The organism is Lysinibacillus louembei (assembly GCF_033880585.1).
GTDB lineage: Bacteria > Bacillota > Bacilli > Bacillales_A > Planococcaceae > Metasolibacillus > Metasolibacillus louembei.
Window position 1 is genome coordinate 2,641,220 of sequence record NZ_CP137624.1, and the last position, 15,828, is coordinate 2,657,047.

Annotated in this window: 12 protein-coding genes, 1 other RNA gene and 1 other annotated feature; of the genes, 12 read left to right on the plus strand and 1 reads right to left on the minus strand. The window is 39.6% G+C overall.

What is annotated here, in order from left to right:
• The first annotated feature begins 11 nt into the window (after window positions 1-11).
• The 9 genes from R6U77_RS13175 to R6U77_RS13215 all read left to right on the plus strand — a co-directional run bounded on the left by R6U77_RS13175 (window position 12) and on the right by R6U77_RS13215 (window position 10,161).
• Window positions 12-1,067: an SMI1/KNR4 family protein gene (locus R6U77_RS13175; RefSeq protein ID WP_319835975.1), complete on the plus strand. Its 1,056-nt coding sequence runs from the start codon at window positions 12-14 to the stop codon at window positions 1,065-1,067.
• 112 nt (window positions 1,068-1,179) lie between these two features.
• A complete protein-coding gene (locus R6U77_RS13180) occupies window positions 1,180-1,584 on the plus strand; it encodes a LapA family protein (RefSeq protein WP_319835976.1) in 405 nt (134 codons plus the stop codon).
• Between the two features lie 91 nt (window positions 1,585-1,675).
• Window positions 1,676-3,976 carry a single-stranded-DNA-specific exonuclease RecJ gene (gene recJ / locus R6U77_RS13185; protein WP_319835977.1) on the plus strand — a complete coding sequence of 767 codons (2,301 nt, stop codon included), beginning with the start codon at window positions 1,676-1,678 and terminating at the stop codon, window positions 3,974-3,976.
• Window positions 3,977-3,979: 3 nt separating this feature from the next.
• Window positions 3,980-4,492, plus strand: a complete 513-nt coding sequence (locus tag R6U77_RS13190) for an adenine phosphoribosyltransferase (protein WP_319835978.1) — start codon at window positions 3,980-3,982, stop codon at window positions 4,490-4,492.
• Window positions 4,493-4,721: 229 nt separating this feature from the next.
• A complete protein-coding gene (gene lepB / locus R6U77_RS13195; protein WP_319835979.1) occupies window positions 4,722-5,381 on the plus strand; it encodes a signal peptidase I in 660 nt (219 codons plus the stop codon).
• A 173-nt stretch (window positions 5,382-5,554) separates the two neighbouring features.
• Window positions 5,555-7,744, plus strand: a complete 2,190-nt coding sequence (locus tag R6U77_RS13200) for a RelA/SpoT family protein (protein WP_293920724.1) — start codon at window positions 5,555-5,557, stop codon at window positions 7,742-7,744.
• Window positions 7,745-7,757: 13 nt separating this feature from the next.
• A complete protein-coding gene (gene dtd, locus R6U77_RS13205) occupies window positions 7,758-8,198 on the plus strand; it encodes a D-aminoacyl-tRNA deacylase (RefSeq protein ID WP_319835980.1) in 441 nt (146 codons plus the stop codon).
• 141 nt (window positions 8,199-8,339) lie between these two features.
• Window positions 8,340-9,593 carry an AAA family ATPase gene (locus tag R6U77_RS13210; protein WP_319835981.1) on the plus strand — a complete coding sequence of 418 codons (1,254 nt, stop codon included), beginning with the start codon at window positions 8,340-8,342 and terminating at the stop codon, window positions 9,591-9,593.
• Window positions 9,586-10,161 (plus strand): hypothetical protein, encoded by a 576-nt coding sequence (locus R6U77_RS13215; protein ID WP_319835982.1) that lies wholly within the window; start codon window positions 9,586-9,588, stop codon window positions 10,159-10,161. Before R6U77_RS13210 ends, R6U77_RS13215 begins: the two co-directional genes overlap by 8 nt.
• 183 nt (window positions 10,162-10,344) lie before the next feature.
• Here the strand turns inward: R6U77_RS13215 and R6U77_RS13220 are convergent, their stop codons facing one another.
• Complete coding sequence (locus tag R6U77_RS13220; RefSeq protein ID WP_319835983.1) at window positions 10,345-11,910, minus strand: N-acetylmuramoyl-L-alanine amidase family protein; 1,566 nt, start codon at window positions 11,908-11,910, stop codon at window positions 10,345-10,347.
• A 137-nt stretch (window positions 11,911-12,047) separates the two neighbouring features.
• Window positions 12,048-12,289 (plus strand) — a binding site (T-box leader).
• Window positions 12,290-12,345: 56 nt separating this feature from the next.
• On the opposite strand from R6U77_RS13220, the gene hisS reads away from it, so the two are divergent.
• The 3 genes from hisS (at window position 12,346) to ssrS (ending at window position 15,775) form a co-directional block, all read left to right on the plus strand.
• Window positions 12,346-13,614, plus strand: coding sequence for a histidine--tRNA ligase (gene hisS / locus R6U77_RS13225; protein WP_319835984.1), 1,269 nt, complete (start codon window positions 12,346-12,348; stop codon window positions 13,612-13,614).
• Window positions 13,615-13,631: 17 nt separating this feature from the next.
• Window positions 13,632-15,404 carry an aspartate--tRNA ligase gene (gene aspS / locus R6U77_RS13230; protein ID WP_319835985.1) on the plus strand — a complete coding sequence of 591 codons (1,773 nt, stop codon included), beginning with the start codon at window positions 13,632-13,634 and terminating at the stop codon, window positions 15,402-15,404.
• A 176-nt stretch (window positions 15,405-15,580) separates the two neighbouring features.
• Window positions 15,581-15,775: non-coding RNA, 6S RNA (gene ssrS, locus R6U77_RS13235), on the plus strand.
• Window positions 15,776-15,828 lie beyond the last annotated feature (53 nt).

Below are 15,828 nucleotides of genomic sequence, written 5' to 3' on the forward strand. Positions count from 1 at the left end.
GGGAGCTTCATATGGCGCATATTACATTGAATCCGGATAAGTTTCAAATAAATGCAGTAGACATTATGCTGCCGATTGCGATTACTCAGCTAGAGGAGATTTTAGGACCTGCACATTTGACGATAAAAAAATACAATCACGTCTACACATGGTCAAGCTTGGGGATTTGTGCCTTTTCTAAAAATGGTCAGATTGTCGAAAGCCTAAATGTATATTTTACGCTAGAAACATACGATTATGCACCAAATCATCCATTTGATGGGCAATTCCTCATAAATGATACAGAAGCTCACAGCTATTTTGCACAGCATCAAGATGAACGAATAAAACTATTTGATGGCGATCGAGGTGGCGCCTTTATTATGAATGGGATTAGCGCATGGTTTGACTTGGAGCAAGGCAAGATACAGGGCATTTCAATAGAGAAATATCATGCTGTAGAGCAACCACATATTGAACCATTACCTGTAGATGAACAATACACGCATTTGATTGCGTTATGGAATCAATGGCAAGAGGCACTTCGTAGCATGATGCAAGAAAATAATGATTACTATAATTTGACACAGGGCATTACAGCGCAACAGCTAGAAGAAGCTACACGACAATTAGCACTGCCAGCAGCGTTAACCAATTTTTATAAAATACATAATGTGAAATGGCATCCAGTTACCTCTGCATTTTGCTTCTCGATTAATGGCTGGCAATATGATCTTTTACCATTTCAAAATATTGTGAAAGAACGACAATTATTAAATATGGAGATAGAGCCAGAGCCAAGTGATATATTTTCTAATAAGCTAAAGATAGATGGCTATTGTAATTCGAAGTGGATTCCTTTTGCGGAAGGGCGCAATGGTGATTATTTATTAATCGATACCGACCCAAGCCCAACAGGAACATACGGACAAATTATAGAGCTACAAAATGAATCATGGCAACGCCTTGTCGTAGCGAATTCTTTAGAAGACTTAATTCAAGCAGAAATTGAGCTTATTTATAAAGAGGGCAAGGAAAAGTATCAATTTATAATAGAAAAAGGAGCTTTTGGAAGATACGGAGAATAAAATGATAAAAGCTATCTTTTTAGCCATTCATTAATATATCAACAGGCTGAATTTGATTTACGCACAACCAAATACAGGATAAAATAGAGAGAATAGAGGAGGTAGTGTATTTATGAAAAACCAATGGACATTATTAATCGGCTTAGTTTTTGCCATTATCATCGCCATCTTTGCGGTTGTCAATGTGGACCAAGTGCCTGTTAACTATATTTTTGGGGAGGCATATTGGCCGCTGATCCTTGTTATTTTAGGCTCAGCCTTGATCGGCGCTGTGATCTCAGCATCGTTTGTTTTTTTCAATTTGTTTAGCAAGACGCGTCAAATTAAGCATTTAACAAAAGATGTAGAGCAACGAGACCAGCAAATTGAGCAATTGACAAAAGATGTAGCGCAAAAAAATGAGGAAATACAGCATTTAGAAAAAGATTTGCATGCGAAAGAAAAGCAATTAACGAAACAACAACATGTGCAATTGCCAAACGTAGAGCAAGAAATTATACCAGACGAAGAGCAATAATGGAGAGAGCCCTTGAAAAAGTATTTTGCTTTTCAAAGGGTTCTTTTACTTTATTATTGGTATAATGAGAACGTTAAAGGAAGTGAATGAAATGGCGAGTATAAACAAAAAATGGGTAATCCAACGCCCAAATGAACAGCATGTAGAGCATTTGCAAAAGCAATTAAAGCTATCGCCAATCGCGGCAAAAATTTTAGTAGCACGTGGCTGCCAAACGGTTGAGCAAGCACAAAAAATATTATCAATGGATGAACAGGCCATACATGATCCATTTTTATTACATAATATGGACAAAGCAGTTGCGCGCATTGAACAGGCGCTTGAAGCTGGAGAAAAAATATTAATTTACGGTGACTATGACGCCGATGGTATTACGAGTACGACCGTCATGCTCCATACATTGCTGGACTTAGGAGCAGATGTCGATTTTGTTATACCAAATCGCTTTGCGCATGGCTATGGCCCAAATGAGCAATTATTCCGTGAAGCGCATGAAAAGGGTGTGCAATTAATTATTACCGTCGATAACGGCATTAGCGGTATTGAGCCGATCCGTGTAGCGAAGGAGCTAGGTATGGATGTCATTGTGACAGATCACCATGAGGCAGGAGAAGTGTTACCACCTGCGGATGTGATTATCCATCCACGTGTACCAGAGGGGCATTATCCTTTCGGTGAGCTTGCAGGTGTCGGTGTTGCCTTGAAAGTGGCACATGCCTTATATGGAGAAATACCTACGCATTTATATGAGCTAGCAGCAATCGGCACAATTGCCGACTTAGTTCCTTTAGTCGATGAAAATCGCTATATCGTTAAGCAAGGAATTAAGCATTTACGCCAGTCACAAAGCCCGTGGGTTGAAGCTTTTTGTAAAGTAGCAAGTGCGAAGCAAGCAGAAATTAACGAGGAAACGATTGGCTTTTATTTTGGACCACGCTTGAATGCCATTGGGCGCCTCGGAGATGCAATGCCAGGTGTCCACTTTATGAAGAGTGAAGATATGGAAACAGCGAAGGAGCTAGCTGAGCTGCTAAATAGTAAAAATGCGGAGCGTAAAAATATTGTTGCGACTATTACGGAAGAAGCAGTTGCTATGATTGAGTCAGATGACAAGCTAAAAAATGCGCATGTGTTAGTTGTGGCACAGGAAGGCTGGAATCCAGGTGTTGTAGGAATTGTTGCTTCAATGCTTGTTGAACAATACTATCGACCAACAATTGTGCTATCACTTGATACAGAGAAGGGGACAGCGAAAGGCTCAGCCCGCAGTATCGAGGGCTTCCATTTATTCAACGAGCTAGCAAAAAATCGCGATATCTTGCCACATTTCGGGGGGCATCCAATGGCAGCAGGTATGACCTTAGCAGCAGCGCATGTAGAGCAGCTACAAATGCGTTTAAATGAGCAGGCAAAGGCTTGTTTAACAGAGGAACAGCTCATTCCGAAGCTCACAATTGATATTCCTCTAGAGTTAAGTGAGATCACAGTAGAGGCAATTGAAGAAATCGGGCAGCTCGGTCCATTCGGTACAGATTTTCCAAAGCCTGTTTTCGCGTTAGAGCAAGTAAAGGTAAGTGCCATGCGTAAAATTGGCGCAAATGAAAATCATTTAAAATTAGAGCTGGATGATGGCTATTGTACGATGGATGCAGTTGGCTTTAACAAAGGCTATTTATTTAATGAAATATCCTATGGTGTCGCTTTATCTTTTGTTGGTGATTTACAAATTAATGAATGGCAAAACCGCAAAAAGCCACAATTTATGGTACAGGATGTGCAATCAAACGAATGGCAATTATTCGATTTACGTGGGAAAAAGCAGCTCGTGAATATTCCACAGGAAGAAACGCTATTTGTTGTTTTTGATAAGCAGCTTGTACCTTATTTCGAACAGCATGTGCCAGTAACGCTTGCGGAGCAAATAGTGGGACAAAAACCATATGTAGCGGTGCTTGATTTACCGCCTAATGAGGAGCGCTTAGCAGAGCTACTGCAACGCTTACAGCCACAGCGCATTTATGCCCATTTTTATACAGCCTCATCGCAGTATTTTAGTGGCATGCCAACGCGCCAGCACTTTAGCTGGTACTATGGCTTTTTAAAGAAGCGCCCGAACTTTGCTTTACAGCAGCATATCGAGCCACTTGCGAAGCATATTGGGCTAAATATTGACGTAATTAATTTTATGACAAAGGTGTTTTTTGAGTTAGGATTTGTTACAATAGAGAATGGTCTGACGACAGTCGTTGAAAGTGCACCCAAACAGGCATTGGAGACAGCTCCGTCATACAAAGAACGTTCAGCACAAATACAATTAGAGCAAAAGCTGTTATATGCAACATATAGTGAGCTAAAGCAATGGTTAGATGGACAAATGTCTAGGGAGGACTAGGAAATGGATTTAAAGCAATACGTAACAACGGTCGAAAATTGGCCAAAAGAAGGAATAAGTTTTAAAGATATTACAACGATTATGGATAATGGTCAAGCCTATAAATATGCAACAGATCAAATTGTGACATATGCGAAGGAATTAGGCGCAGAAGTGATTGTAGGACCAGAGGCGCGCGGCTTTATTATTGGCTGCCCAGTAGCATATGCGCTAGAAATCGGCTTTGCACCAGTGCGTAAGCCAGGTAAATTACCACGTGAGGTAGTGAGCGTGGATTACGGCTTAGAGTATGGACAAGACACGTTAACGATGCACCGTGATGCGATTAAACCAGGTCAAAAAGTAATGATTTGCGATGATTTATTAGCGACTGGCGGTACAGTAGAAGCAACAATTCGTCTAATTGAGCAACTTGGCGGTATCGTTGTAGGCTGTGCATTTTTAATTGAGCTAACAGAATTAAGCGGACGTGGCAAAATTGGTAGCTACCCAATTAAAACATTGATTGAATATTAAGAGGAAAGGCGAGAAATGCAGGCTGAAATCTGCGTTTCTCGCCTATTTTTTGTTGAAGTGTTTCCTAGTTGTGCAGTTCGTATAGCCTAGTTTATCTATTCTAACGGAGGTTAGAGCAATATCTTGAGTTTGTTTCACATACAAACTCTAAATTATTAAACATTAATGTGTTTTTATGGTATTTTTAAAATGAAGTAAATTTACCAATTCATAGAAAGAGGGATGCTAAATGAAAAAAAGCTATATCATCATTGTTGTGCTGCTTGTGCTTGTTGTTGCTATTGGCATGCTTACTGTCTTGCGCAAAGAGGCTGTGCTTGTAGATACGACAACACCTGAAAAGCTTACAACTGTAGAGCAAACGGCAGATACCTTTTTAGTAGAATGGCGTGCAGATTCGATGGATAGAGGGGATCATGATTTGTATACGCAAGTGCACGGTATGCTCGTTGTTTCTTCAAATGTGTCAGAGCTACAAAGAGGGCTGATTGTGTATTATGAAGTGCCACCACAATTTTTAAAAGAAAATCCTAACTTGTTATCGCCTACTCTAGGTAGGGTAGTTGGCTTACCAGGAGAAACCGTGGAAATTAAAAAGGGTAAAGTATATATAAATGACCAACGCCTCGATGCGTTTTATGGTGAAGCCACAAAGTATGGAATGAATAAAGAGCAGTGGTATGCTAGAGAAAATAAAAGAAAGCAAACGAAAGAGCAGGAGCAGCAAACGGAGGCATATTATAATTTAGCAATGCCAGCTATTACAGTAGAGGAAGGAACTATTTTTGTTTTAGTGGATGCTTGGTGGCGTGGGTATGATAGTAGTTATTTCGGTTTAATTCCAGTAGAGACAGTGAAGGGAATTGTACTTGGGTATGAAGAGTCGTAAAAAATAGAGGCTGCTTAGAAAGGGAATTTTCCTGCTAAGCAGTCTTTTTTACTTGCCAAGATTGCTGTTACGAAAAATTTCATGCATAACGCACCTTTACAACATACATCTCTTTTTTATAAAATGGAGTTTATACATGAATCGTGAAAATCTATGGACAAGGTGGATATACAATGGCGAAAGAACAAATTTTAGCGCCCGAAGATGTTTTCGAGCTCGTTAAATCGTATATGAATAATGAACATGTTGACTTTGTGAAAAAAGCATATGAGGTGGCAAAGGAAGCGCATAAAGAGCAGTTCCGTAGCTCAGGAGAACCATACATTATTCACCCTGTACAAGTAGCAGGCATATTGGCTGAGCTGCAAATGGACCCAGCAACTGTTGCAGCAGGCTTTTTACATGATGTGGTTGAAGATACCACAATGACACGTGAAGATTTAGTGCGGGAATTTAGCGAAGAAGTTGCTTTGCTTGTCGATGGTGTGACAAAGCTCGGGAAAATTAAATATATGTCGAAAGAGGAGCAACAAGCAGAAAATCATCGTAAAATGTTTGTTGCAATGGCACAGGATATTCGCGTTATTTTAATTAAGCTAGCAGACCGTTTGCATAATATGCGTACATTAAAGCATTTACCTAGTGAAAAGCAGCGTCGTATTTCCAACGAAACTCTAGAAATTTTTGCACCACTTGCCCACCGTTTAGGAATTTCCACAGTAAAGTGGGAGCTGGAGGATACAGCACTCCGCTATTTAAATCCGCAGCAATATTATCGTATCGTCAGTTTAATGAAGAAAAAGCGCGATGAGCGTGAAGCGTATTTAGATAATGTCATGGATGAAATTAAATCACAGCTAGATGACATTGAGATTGACGCAGATATTTATGGACGACCAAAGCATATTTATAGCATTTATCGCAAAATGGTACTGCAAAAAAAGCAATTCAATGAAATTTACGATTTATTAGCTGTGCGCATTTTAGTTGATAGCATTAAAGATTGTTATGCGGTGCTCGGCATTGTGCATACGCTATGGAAGCCAATGCCAGGTCGTTTTAAAGACTATATTGCCATGCCGAAGCAAAACTTATACCAATCGTTACATACGACAGTTATCGGTCCGTATGGTGACCCATTAGAGGTGCAAATTCGCACGAAGGAAATGCATAAAATTGCTGAGTACGGGATTGCGGCACACTGGGCATATAAAGAAGGTAAAACGGTGGAACGCCATAAAGAAAGCATTGACCAAAAATTAAGCTGGTTCCGTGAAATTTTAGAATTCCAAAATGAATCCTCCAATGCCGAAGAATTTATGGAATCGTTAAAGTTCGACTTATTTTCAGATATGGTTTACGTCTTTACACCAAAAGGCGATGTCATCGAATTACCAGCTGGCTCTGTGCCGATTGACTTTGCCTATCGCGTGCACTCAGAGGTCGGCAATAAGACAATCGGAGCAAAGGTAAACGGCAAAATGGTACCGCTCGATACGCCACTGAAAACAGGCGATATTATTGAAGTATTAACATCAAAGCAATCGTTTGGCCCAAGCCGCGATTGGATTAAAATTGCGCAAAGCTCACAGGCAAAAAATAAAATTAAGCAGTATTTCAAGAAAAACTTGCGTGAGGATAGCATTATCAAAGGTAAAGAATTAATTGATAAAGAAATTAAAGCACAGGAATTTGATGTAAAAGAAGTGCTAACATCAGAAAATATGAAGCGCGTTATTGAAAAATTCAATTATACGCATGAAGATGATATTTATGCTGCTGTCGGAGTAGGTGGCATCACTGCACAGCAAATCGTCAACCGCCTAGCGGAAAAAATGCGCAAGGAGCGCGAGCAAGAGGAAGCGCTTGAAAAAATCGTTAAGGAAATGCAAAATCCGAAGCCAAAGCGCACAACAGAGTCAGGTGTTATTGTTAAAGGAATTGATAATTTACTTATTCGCTTATCACGCTGCTGTACGCCTGTGCCAGGGGATGAAATCGTTGGCTTTATTACAAAAGGACGCGGTGTTTCTGTACACAGAGCAGATTGTCCGAATATTCAAGATGATGATAAAGAGCGTTTAATTGCTGTAGAATGGGAAGCTGGTGCAATAGAACGCAAGCAATATCCTGTTGATATTGAAATTTCTGCATATGACCGTCACGGCATTTTAAACGATGTTATGCAGGTCGTTAGCGAGTCAAAGACGAATATTTTAGCTGTTGCAGGACGCGCAGACCGAGAAAAAATGGCGACATTGCATTTAACAATTTCGATTTCAAGCATTAATGAATTAAATAAAGTTGTCGATAAAATTAAACAATTGCCTGATGTTTATTCAGTGCAGCGTGTAATCAACTAACGGAGGGATTTTTATGAAAGTTGTGCTACAACGTGCAAAAAACGCTTCCGTTACAGTGGATGGCAGCATAACTGGAGCAATCAACAAAGGCTATGTGCTGCTAGTCGGTATTACGCATACAGATACGCTAGAAGATATTCAGTATGTAGCAAAAAAGATTGCAGAATTGCGTATTTATGAAGATGAAAACGGCAAGATGAATCGCTCAATTTTAGAAGCGGGTGGTGCGATTTTATCTGTCTCGCAATTTACGCTCTATGCGGATGTCAAAAAGGGGCGTCGCCCAAGCTTTATCGAGGCAGCACGTCCTGATTATGCACAAGGTTTATGGCAAGCCTTCAACGAGGAGCTAAGCACATACGGCTTGCAAGTCGAAACAGGTATTTTCGGTGCCATGATGGATGTCGCCTTAGTGAACGATGGTCCTGTGACGATTATTGTGGAGTCTAAATGAAAAGTGGCTGTTATAAAAGTTTGCTTAAAGCGAGACTTTTGTGACAGCCATTACTGTATGAACATTTAGTTCTCGTGCTATAATAAGAAGAGAAAACATAGAATAATTGTATGTAAATGGAGAAAGAAAGGATGTAAAAAGATGAAATTATCCTTAAAAAATATAGGGAAAATTAAAGAAGCATCCGTTGAAATAAAAGGAATAACAGTAATTGCAGGGGAAAATGATACAGGGAAAAGTACAGTTGGGAAAACATTGTTTGCGGTGTTCAATAGTTTTTATCAGATTGAGGAGCAGATTAAGCAAGAGCGTATCCAAAGCGTTGAAGATATTCTAGATAGACTATATAAAGATGAAATTCATGCATTTTTAGTTCTTGAAGATAGAAAAAAACAAGCAGATATTATTGTTCATAATAGAAAGAAATATTTATCAAATATAGAGGAACTAAAGCAAGATATTTTAATGATGCTGCCTTTGTATGATGAGAAGTTTTTAGATGAGGAAAATCTAGATGAAGCATGTAAAAGCATATCGACAATATTAAATATACCTAGTGAAGATGTGATTAAGGCTATTTTAAATAAAAAATTAGAAGTGGAGTTTAATGGTCAAATCAATAATATATTTACTCAAAATACAGGCTCAATTCAACTAACAATTAAGGAATTCATTATGTCAATATCTTTAATAAATAATATTGTGACAGAGGTTAAGAATAATATGGCACTAAAAACTGAAGCCATTTATATTGATGATCCATTTATTTTAGATGAAGCTCCTTATGTTTGGTTGCCTCGGAGATATAGTAATCATCGAAATCATTTGAGGAGTAAATTTTTTAGAGAACAAAGTGAAGCAAAGGTAATTAATGAAATTATTAATACAAATAAATTTGAGAACATTTATAATAAAATCAACGCTATTTGTAGTGGGGATGTTGTGAGAGTTCGTCAGACAGGGTTTGGCTATAAAAAAGGCAGCTCAGATAAAATATTAGATGTACGAAACCTCTCATCTGGCTTAAAAACATTTATTATTTTAAAAACTTTATTGACAAATGATGTATTAAAGCCGAATGGCACGATTATTTTGGATGAGCCTGAAATTCATTTACATCCAGAGTGGCAATTATTATTTGCGGAGTTGATTGTGTTGATTCAAAAAGAATTTGGCATGCATATTTTATTGACTACCCACAGCCCTTATTTCTTAAATGCGATTGAAGTGTATTCAGCCAAACATGGCATTGCGAACAAATGTAAATATTATTTGGCAACAGTGAATGAAGAGACTTCTTTGATTGAGGATGTATCTAATAATATTGAGACCATTTATAGCAAATTAGCAAGACCTCTTCAAGATTTAGAAAATGAGAGGTATCAGGATGAGTAATATTGAAGGTTTTCCTATTTTTCAAAATAATCTTTTACCCTTAAAAGAGTTATCTAAAGATGACAGCGATAAGGCGAATATTGTTTATATGACAAACTCTGAGATGCTAGCAGTAGATTTTGATCAAGTAAAGACGCAGTATGCGAATGGATTAGGCTTGTCAGAGGAGGTTGCATCCTCTTGTGATGCTATCACTTATCATACAAGTCATGTTACGTTTATTGAGTTTAAAAATGGTAATATGAAGAATGCGAAAGCGAATGTGAAAAGTAAAATTAAAGATAGCTTATTGATTTTTTGTGATTTAACAAACACAAAAATTGCTGATACACGTGAGAAAGTTGATTTTATTTTGGTATATAATCAACAGAAAAATCCAGTATCGAATCAAGAGAAGAACAGTATCGCAGACTCTAAATCAAGAGATGCTATTGCTAAATATTTTTTAGCGAAAGGAAAGCAAGAACTTATTCGATTTGACTTAGAACGATTTCAAAAGCTATATTTCAGAAAAGTCCATACTTACACAGAGGAAGAATTTGAGAAACATTTTGTCAATCTTCTGTAGTAAAACAAAAGCGAATTCCCTCTTAATTTAGTTTAAAAGTGAAAGCAAAAGTACTGATGTTCAGTTTCAGTGTTTTCAACCTTATCAAAGAACGCTATCACTTTTTCACAGTGAACTATCTAATCTAAAAGCATGAGATTGTCCGAAAAGCAGTCTAACGTACTGCTTTTCGGACAATCTTTTTTATTGATTAAAATAATCTAACAAGCCTTGATAAATACCGAGCGTTGCTTGCTCGCGGTAATAGTCGGTTGTAATTGTTGCTTCCTCAGCGGCATTACTTAAATAGCCAAGCTCAATTAAAATGGCATTTTGGCGATTTTCGCGCAGCACTAAGTAATTGCCAAATTGTGCCCCACGGCTGCGTAAATTTACGGTACCTTCTAGCCCTTGCTGTACAGTTTCAGCAAGCTTTTTATTTGTATCGCCATAGTAATACGTTGTAAAGCCTGTAACCGAGCTTACCTCATTGGCATCGTAGTGTAAGCTAATGAAGGCGTCTGCATTTGCCTGATGCCCAACAGCGATGCGCTTACGTAAATCAACAAAAACATCAGCTTCACGTGTGAGCTCAACATTTGCCCCTGCCGCACGTAATTTCGATTTTAGCAATTCGGCTGTCTGCAATGTTAAGCCTTTTTCATATGTGCCACGCACACCGGTCGTACCAGGGTCATTTCCACCATGTCCAGGGTCGATAACGATTGTTAATCCTTGCAACGTTCCATTTTTGCGTGACGGTGCCGTAGTAGCTTTCGTAGCTTCGTCCTGTGAAGCTGACACAACCCAGTTTGCTACATATGCCTCTTTGTCATCAACAGCCACTTTATACCATTCACCTTCCTTAGCGATGATGGAATATTGTTGTCCAGCATCTGCACGGTGGACAACGGCAGATGAGGTAGAAGCTTGCTCACGTAAATTTGTCCCATTATAAATAATTGTGACGCTTTCCGTAATAGGTGTTAATGGGTCAGCTGGTGCCTCTTGCTGGACAGTAAATGTGCCGTAAAAGCTATAAATCCAGCCTGATTTCTTTTTGGAATATTGAATTTCCACCCAATTATTATTTCTGCTTAATACTTTGAATTGCTGTCCTTTTGTTGCGACACCTAATATTTTCGATGTGGTATTTGCCTTTTTTCGGATATTAACTTTATCGACAACAACTGTAAAGGTGTTTGGATCATTTTCAACTGTCTCAGTAGCTGGTTGCTCTTCCTCTTGAGCTGGTGGCTCTGTGACAGGTGTTGACGGTTTTTCATTTATCGTAATGTACAACGTAGAAACCCATCCTACAACATTACCATATTGGATTTCTGCCCAATCTTGCTGCTGTTGAAGTAGCTGTGCCTCCGTACCTAATGGAAGCTGTGTTAGGACGGTTGCAGATAATGAAGGCTCTGAACGAACATTGAGCTTGTCCACCTGTGTAATGACTATTTGTTGGTCGGTGCTTTGCTGTCCCTCTGTGGTTACTTGTTTAATCAACCATTTGGCTACCCAGCCTTCCTTGCCATCCACTGTAACATGCATCCAGTCACCTTGCCCTTCAATTGAGGAAAGCAATTGGCCTTCTTTTAATGTTTCTAAAATAGGGTACGATAAGCCAGGACCTTCACGTAAATATAAAATTTCCGCATTGACTATGTAATCATCTTTAGCAGCCTTGACATCGTGCACTGTAGCTGGCAGCATCGTTGTTACAAGCATGATGCAAATCAACCATAAAATAAACGCTTTTCTCACTATAGCAACTCCTTTCAAATGCTAAAGGCTACGCTATTCATATTGTAAAAGCATTTCGACACGAAAATCTATAGTTTTTTTGAAAATGGTTGACAAGTTCCGTATACATCATTATGATAAAGTATAAATTAAAGAACAAATCGCCAGCGACCAAGCAAGTAGCAATAACTAGGGCTGACACAGAGAGGGAAAAACATCGGCTGCAATTTTTCCTACAGTACGTTCATTGCGAATAACACTTGAGAGGCTTTTTCTCGAAATGCGTACGCATAGTAGGGAAAAACGGAATCGGCCGTTATCCGAATATCGAGAGGGTGTAACTTTTTACACCAACTAGGGTGGAACCGCGGAAGTATGGATACAAGCTTTCGTCCCTTGCATAGCTATGCAAGGGACGAAGGCTTTTTTGTTTTTTGAGAAAAGGAGGCATTTGAAATGAGCTTTAAAGTACCAAGAGGGACACAGGATATTTTACCTGGACAATCAGAAAAATGGCAGTTAATTGAAGAGAGAATTCGTGAGCTATGTCATCTTTATCGCTATAAAGAAATTCGCACACCGATGTTTGAAGCGACAGAGCTTTTCCAACGTGGGGTTGGTGATACGACAGATATCGTGCAAAAGGAAATGTATACATTTGAGGATCGTGGTGGTCGTTCTTTAACGCTTCGCCCAGAAGGAACAGCTTCAGCAGTGCGTGCCTATGTTGAGCACAAAATGTTCGGGCAGCCAGACCAGCCTGTGAAGCTTTCTTATATGGGACCAATGTTCCGCTATGAGCGTCAACAAGCTGGTCGTTATCGCCAATTCGTACAGTTTGGCGTAGAGGCGATTGGCTCTGCAGACCCAGCGATTGATGCAGAAGTGATTGCGTTAGTCATGGATATTTACAGCACAGTTGGTTTAAAGGACATTAAGCTGGTGCTCAATTCATTAGGCGATAAAGAAACGCGAGATGCGCACCGTCAGGCATTAATCGAGCACTTCCAGCCAAGCATTGGCGAGTTTTGTACAGATTGCCAAAAGCGTTTAGAAAAAAATCCACTGCGTATTTTGGACTGTAAAGTAGATCGGGAGCATCCGTTAATGGCTTCAGCACCTGCATTACCGAATTATTTAACAGAGGAATCAGCAGCGTATTTTGAGAGAGTAAAAATGTATTTAGATACGCTCGGTATTGCCTATGAAATCGATCCAAATTTAGTGCGTGGGCTTGATTATTATAATCACACGACATTTGAAATTATGTCGACAGCAGCAGGCTTTGGGGCGATTACAACGCTGTGCGGTGGTGGTCGCTATAACGGGTTAGTAGAGGATATTGGCGGACCTGATATGCCAGGTATTGGCTTTGCACTTTCCATCGAGCGTTTATTGCTAGCTCTTGAGGCAGAGGGTGTGGAGCTTGATGTAAAAGATGAGCTTGACGTATTTGTTGTAGCACTTGATGATGCGGCGAAGATGAAGGCGGCGGAATTAATTAGCTCCTTCCGTGCAAAAGGCATCTCTGCCGATATGGATTACATTGACCGCAAAATGAAAGCACAAATGAAGGCAGCAGATCGCCTAGGTGCAAAATTTGTATTAGTGTTAGGTGAAACAGAGCTAGACGAAGCGGCAGTGAATGTGAAAACAATGGCAACAGGCGATCAGCAAAAAGTCGCGTTCCATGATTTAGTGAACTACTTATTAGAGCAGAAATAAATTTGGAGGAATCGATAATGGCACAAAGAACACATGCTTGTGGTGAAGTAAATGAACAGCAGCAAGGTCAGGAAGTTGTATTAAAAGGTTGGGTGCAAAAGCGCCGCGATTTAGGTGGATTAATTTTTGTTGATATGCGTGACCGTGAAGGGATTGTCCAAGTCGTATTTGGCGATGAGGCACCTGAAGCGTTAGCAATTGCTGAAAAAATCCGCAGTGAATTTGTCATCGAAGTGACTGGAAAGGTTGTCCTTCGCCAAGAAAGGCAAATTAACCCAAATATTAAAACAGGTAAAATTGAAGTTATCGCTTCTTCCTTAACAATTATTAATGAAGCGAAAACACCGCCATTTGCGATTGATGACAAAGTAGAAATTTCAGAGGATTTACGCTTAAAGTATCGTTATTTAGATTTACGTCGCCCTGCAATGTTCGATACATTTAAAATGCGCTCAGATGTAACGCGTACAATTCGAAACTTTTTACAAAATGAGGGCTTTTTAGAAGTAGAAACGCCAATTTTAACAAAATCAACACCAGAGGGAGCACGCGACTATTTAGTACCGTCTCGTGTGCATGAAGGTGAATTCTATGCATTGCCACAATCACCACAGCTATTTAAGCAATTATTAATGGTGTCAGGCTTCGAGAAGTATTTCCAAATTGCACGTTGTTTCCGCGATGAAGATTTACGTGCAGACCGTCAGCCAGAATTTACGCAAGTCGATATCGAAACATCGTTTATGACAATGGATGAAATTATCGCAATGAATGAACGCTTAATTCAACAAGTAATGCGCGATGTCAAAGGTGTGGAAGTGGAAGCGCCATTCCAGCGCATGAGCTATCAAGAGGCGATGGCACGTTATGGCTCAGATAAACCAGACGTACGTTTTGGCTTAGAATTAAAGCAGCTATCTGACATTGTTAAAGATTCAGCTTTCGGTGTATTTGCTAACGCAGTAAAAGCAGGTGGTGAAGTAAAGGCAATCAACGTTAAAGGTGCAGCAGATAACTACTCACGTAAAGATATCGATGCATTAGGCGAGTTTGCAGGGCGCTACGGTGCAAAAGGGCTTGCTTGGTTAAAAGTAACAGCAGAAGGATTAAACGGACCGATTGCTAAATTCTTTGAAGGCGATGCAGCACAGGCAATCATAGGTGCAACAGAAGCAGAAGCGGGCGACTTATTATTATTTGTAGCAGACAAAGCATCTGTTGTTGCAGATGCACTTGGCGCATTACGTTTAAAACTAGGCAAAGAATTGAATTTAATCGACGAGTCAAAATTCGCCTTTTTATGGGTTGTTGATTGGCCATTATTCGAATATGACGAGGAAGAAGGTCGCTATTACGCAGCGCACCATCCATTCACACGTCCTTTCGATGAAGATATGGCGTTGATGGAGACAAATCCTAAAGAAGTGCGTGCACAAGCATACGATATCGTGTTAAATGGCTATGAGCTAGGCGGCGGTTCATTGCGTATTTATGAGCGCGACTTACAGGAAAAAATGTTTGAGCTTCTAGGCTTTACACAAGAAGAGGCACGCGCGCAATTCGGCTTTCTATTAGAAGCGTTTGAATACGGGGTTCCGCCGCATGGTGGTTTAGCGTTCGGTCTTGACCGTTTCGTGATGCTATTAGCTGGTCGTACAAACTTACGTGACACAATTGCCTTCCCGAAAACAGCATCAGCAAGCTGTTTATTGACAGATGCTCCGTCACAAGTGGCAGATGCGCAATTAACAGAATTGCATTTAGCTGTAACAGCGACGAAAGAAAAATAATGAATAAAATGCCATTTGACCGATACCTACCAGTCAAATGGCATTTTTATTAGGATTTTACGAGGGAATCCCTACTTTAAAACATAAAAATATTGGCATTCAAATGAAAACGCTTCAAAAATCTTACTCTCATTAACTTGAATATTCAGATTATTCGTGCTAAAATATGCTTAATACGAATCCTGAAGTGTTCGTTTTTCGTTGTTAATCTATGTTTTGACCGAACATTAAATGAATGGGAGCCCTCATTTCATTGCGGCAAACATGCCCTCTCAAATACAGTGGGACGTTTAATGTAGTGAAGCGGGCACCCACCTGCTAGCGAGCGGGTTCAAAACTTTTAACAATATAACGGCACATTCGGGATTCGTCCTTTTTTGACTAGCTGTCTATGAAATACTTTTGTTCTTTTTTTAAAATCATA

Excerpts from the sequence above, each read along its gene's own strand:
- R6U77_RS13175 (WP_319835975.1), top strand. The coding sequence starts at position 12 with ATGGCGCATATTACATTGAATCCGGATAAGTTTCAAATAAATGCAGTA.
- R6U77_RS13180 (WP_319835976.1), top strand. The coding sequence starts at position 1,180 with ATGAAAAACCAATGGACATTATTAATCGGCTTAGTTTTTGCCATTATC.
- recJ (WP_319835977.1), top strand. The coding sequence starts at position 1,676 with ATGGCGAGTATAAACAAAAAATGGGTAATCCAACGCCCAAATGAACAG.
- R6U77_RS13190 (WP_319835978.1), top strand. The coding sequence starts at position 3,980 with ATGGATTTAAAGCAATACGTAACAACGGTCGAAAATTGGCCAAAAGAA.
- lepB (WP_319835979.1), top strand. The coding sequence starts at position 4,722 with ATGAAAAAAAGCTATATCATCATTGTTGTGCTGCTTGTGCTTGTTGTT.
- R6U77_RS13200 (WP_293920724.1), top strand. The coding sequence starts at position 5,555 with ATGGCGAAAGAACAAATTTTAGCGCCCGAAGATGTTTTCGAGCTCGTT.
- dtd (WP_319835980.1), top strand. The coding sequence starts at position 7,758 with ATGAAAGTTGTGCTACAACGTGCAAAAAACGCTTCCGTTACAGTGGAT.
- R6U77_RS13210 (WP_319835981.1), top strand. The coding sequence starts at position 8,340 with ATGAAATTATCCTTAAAAAATATAGGGAAAATTAAAGAAGCATCCGTT.
- R6U77_RS13215 (WP_319835982.1), top strand. The coding sequence starts at position 9,586 with ATGAGTAATATTGAAGGTTTTCCTATTTTTCAAAATAATCTTTTACCC.
- hisS (WP_319835984.1), top strand. The coding sequence starts at position 12,346 with ATGAGCTTTAAAGTACCAAGAGGGACACAGGATATTTTACCTGGACAA.
- aspS (WP_319835985.1), top strand. The coding sequence starts at position 13,632 with ATGGCACAAAGAACACATGCTTGTGGTGAAGTAAATGAACAGCAGCAA.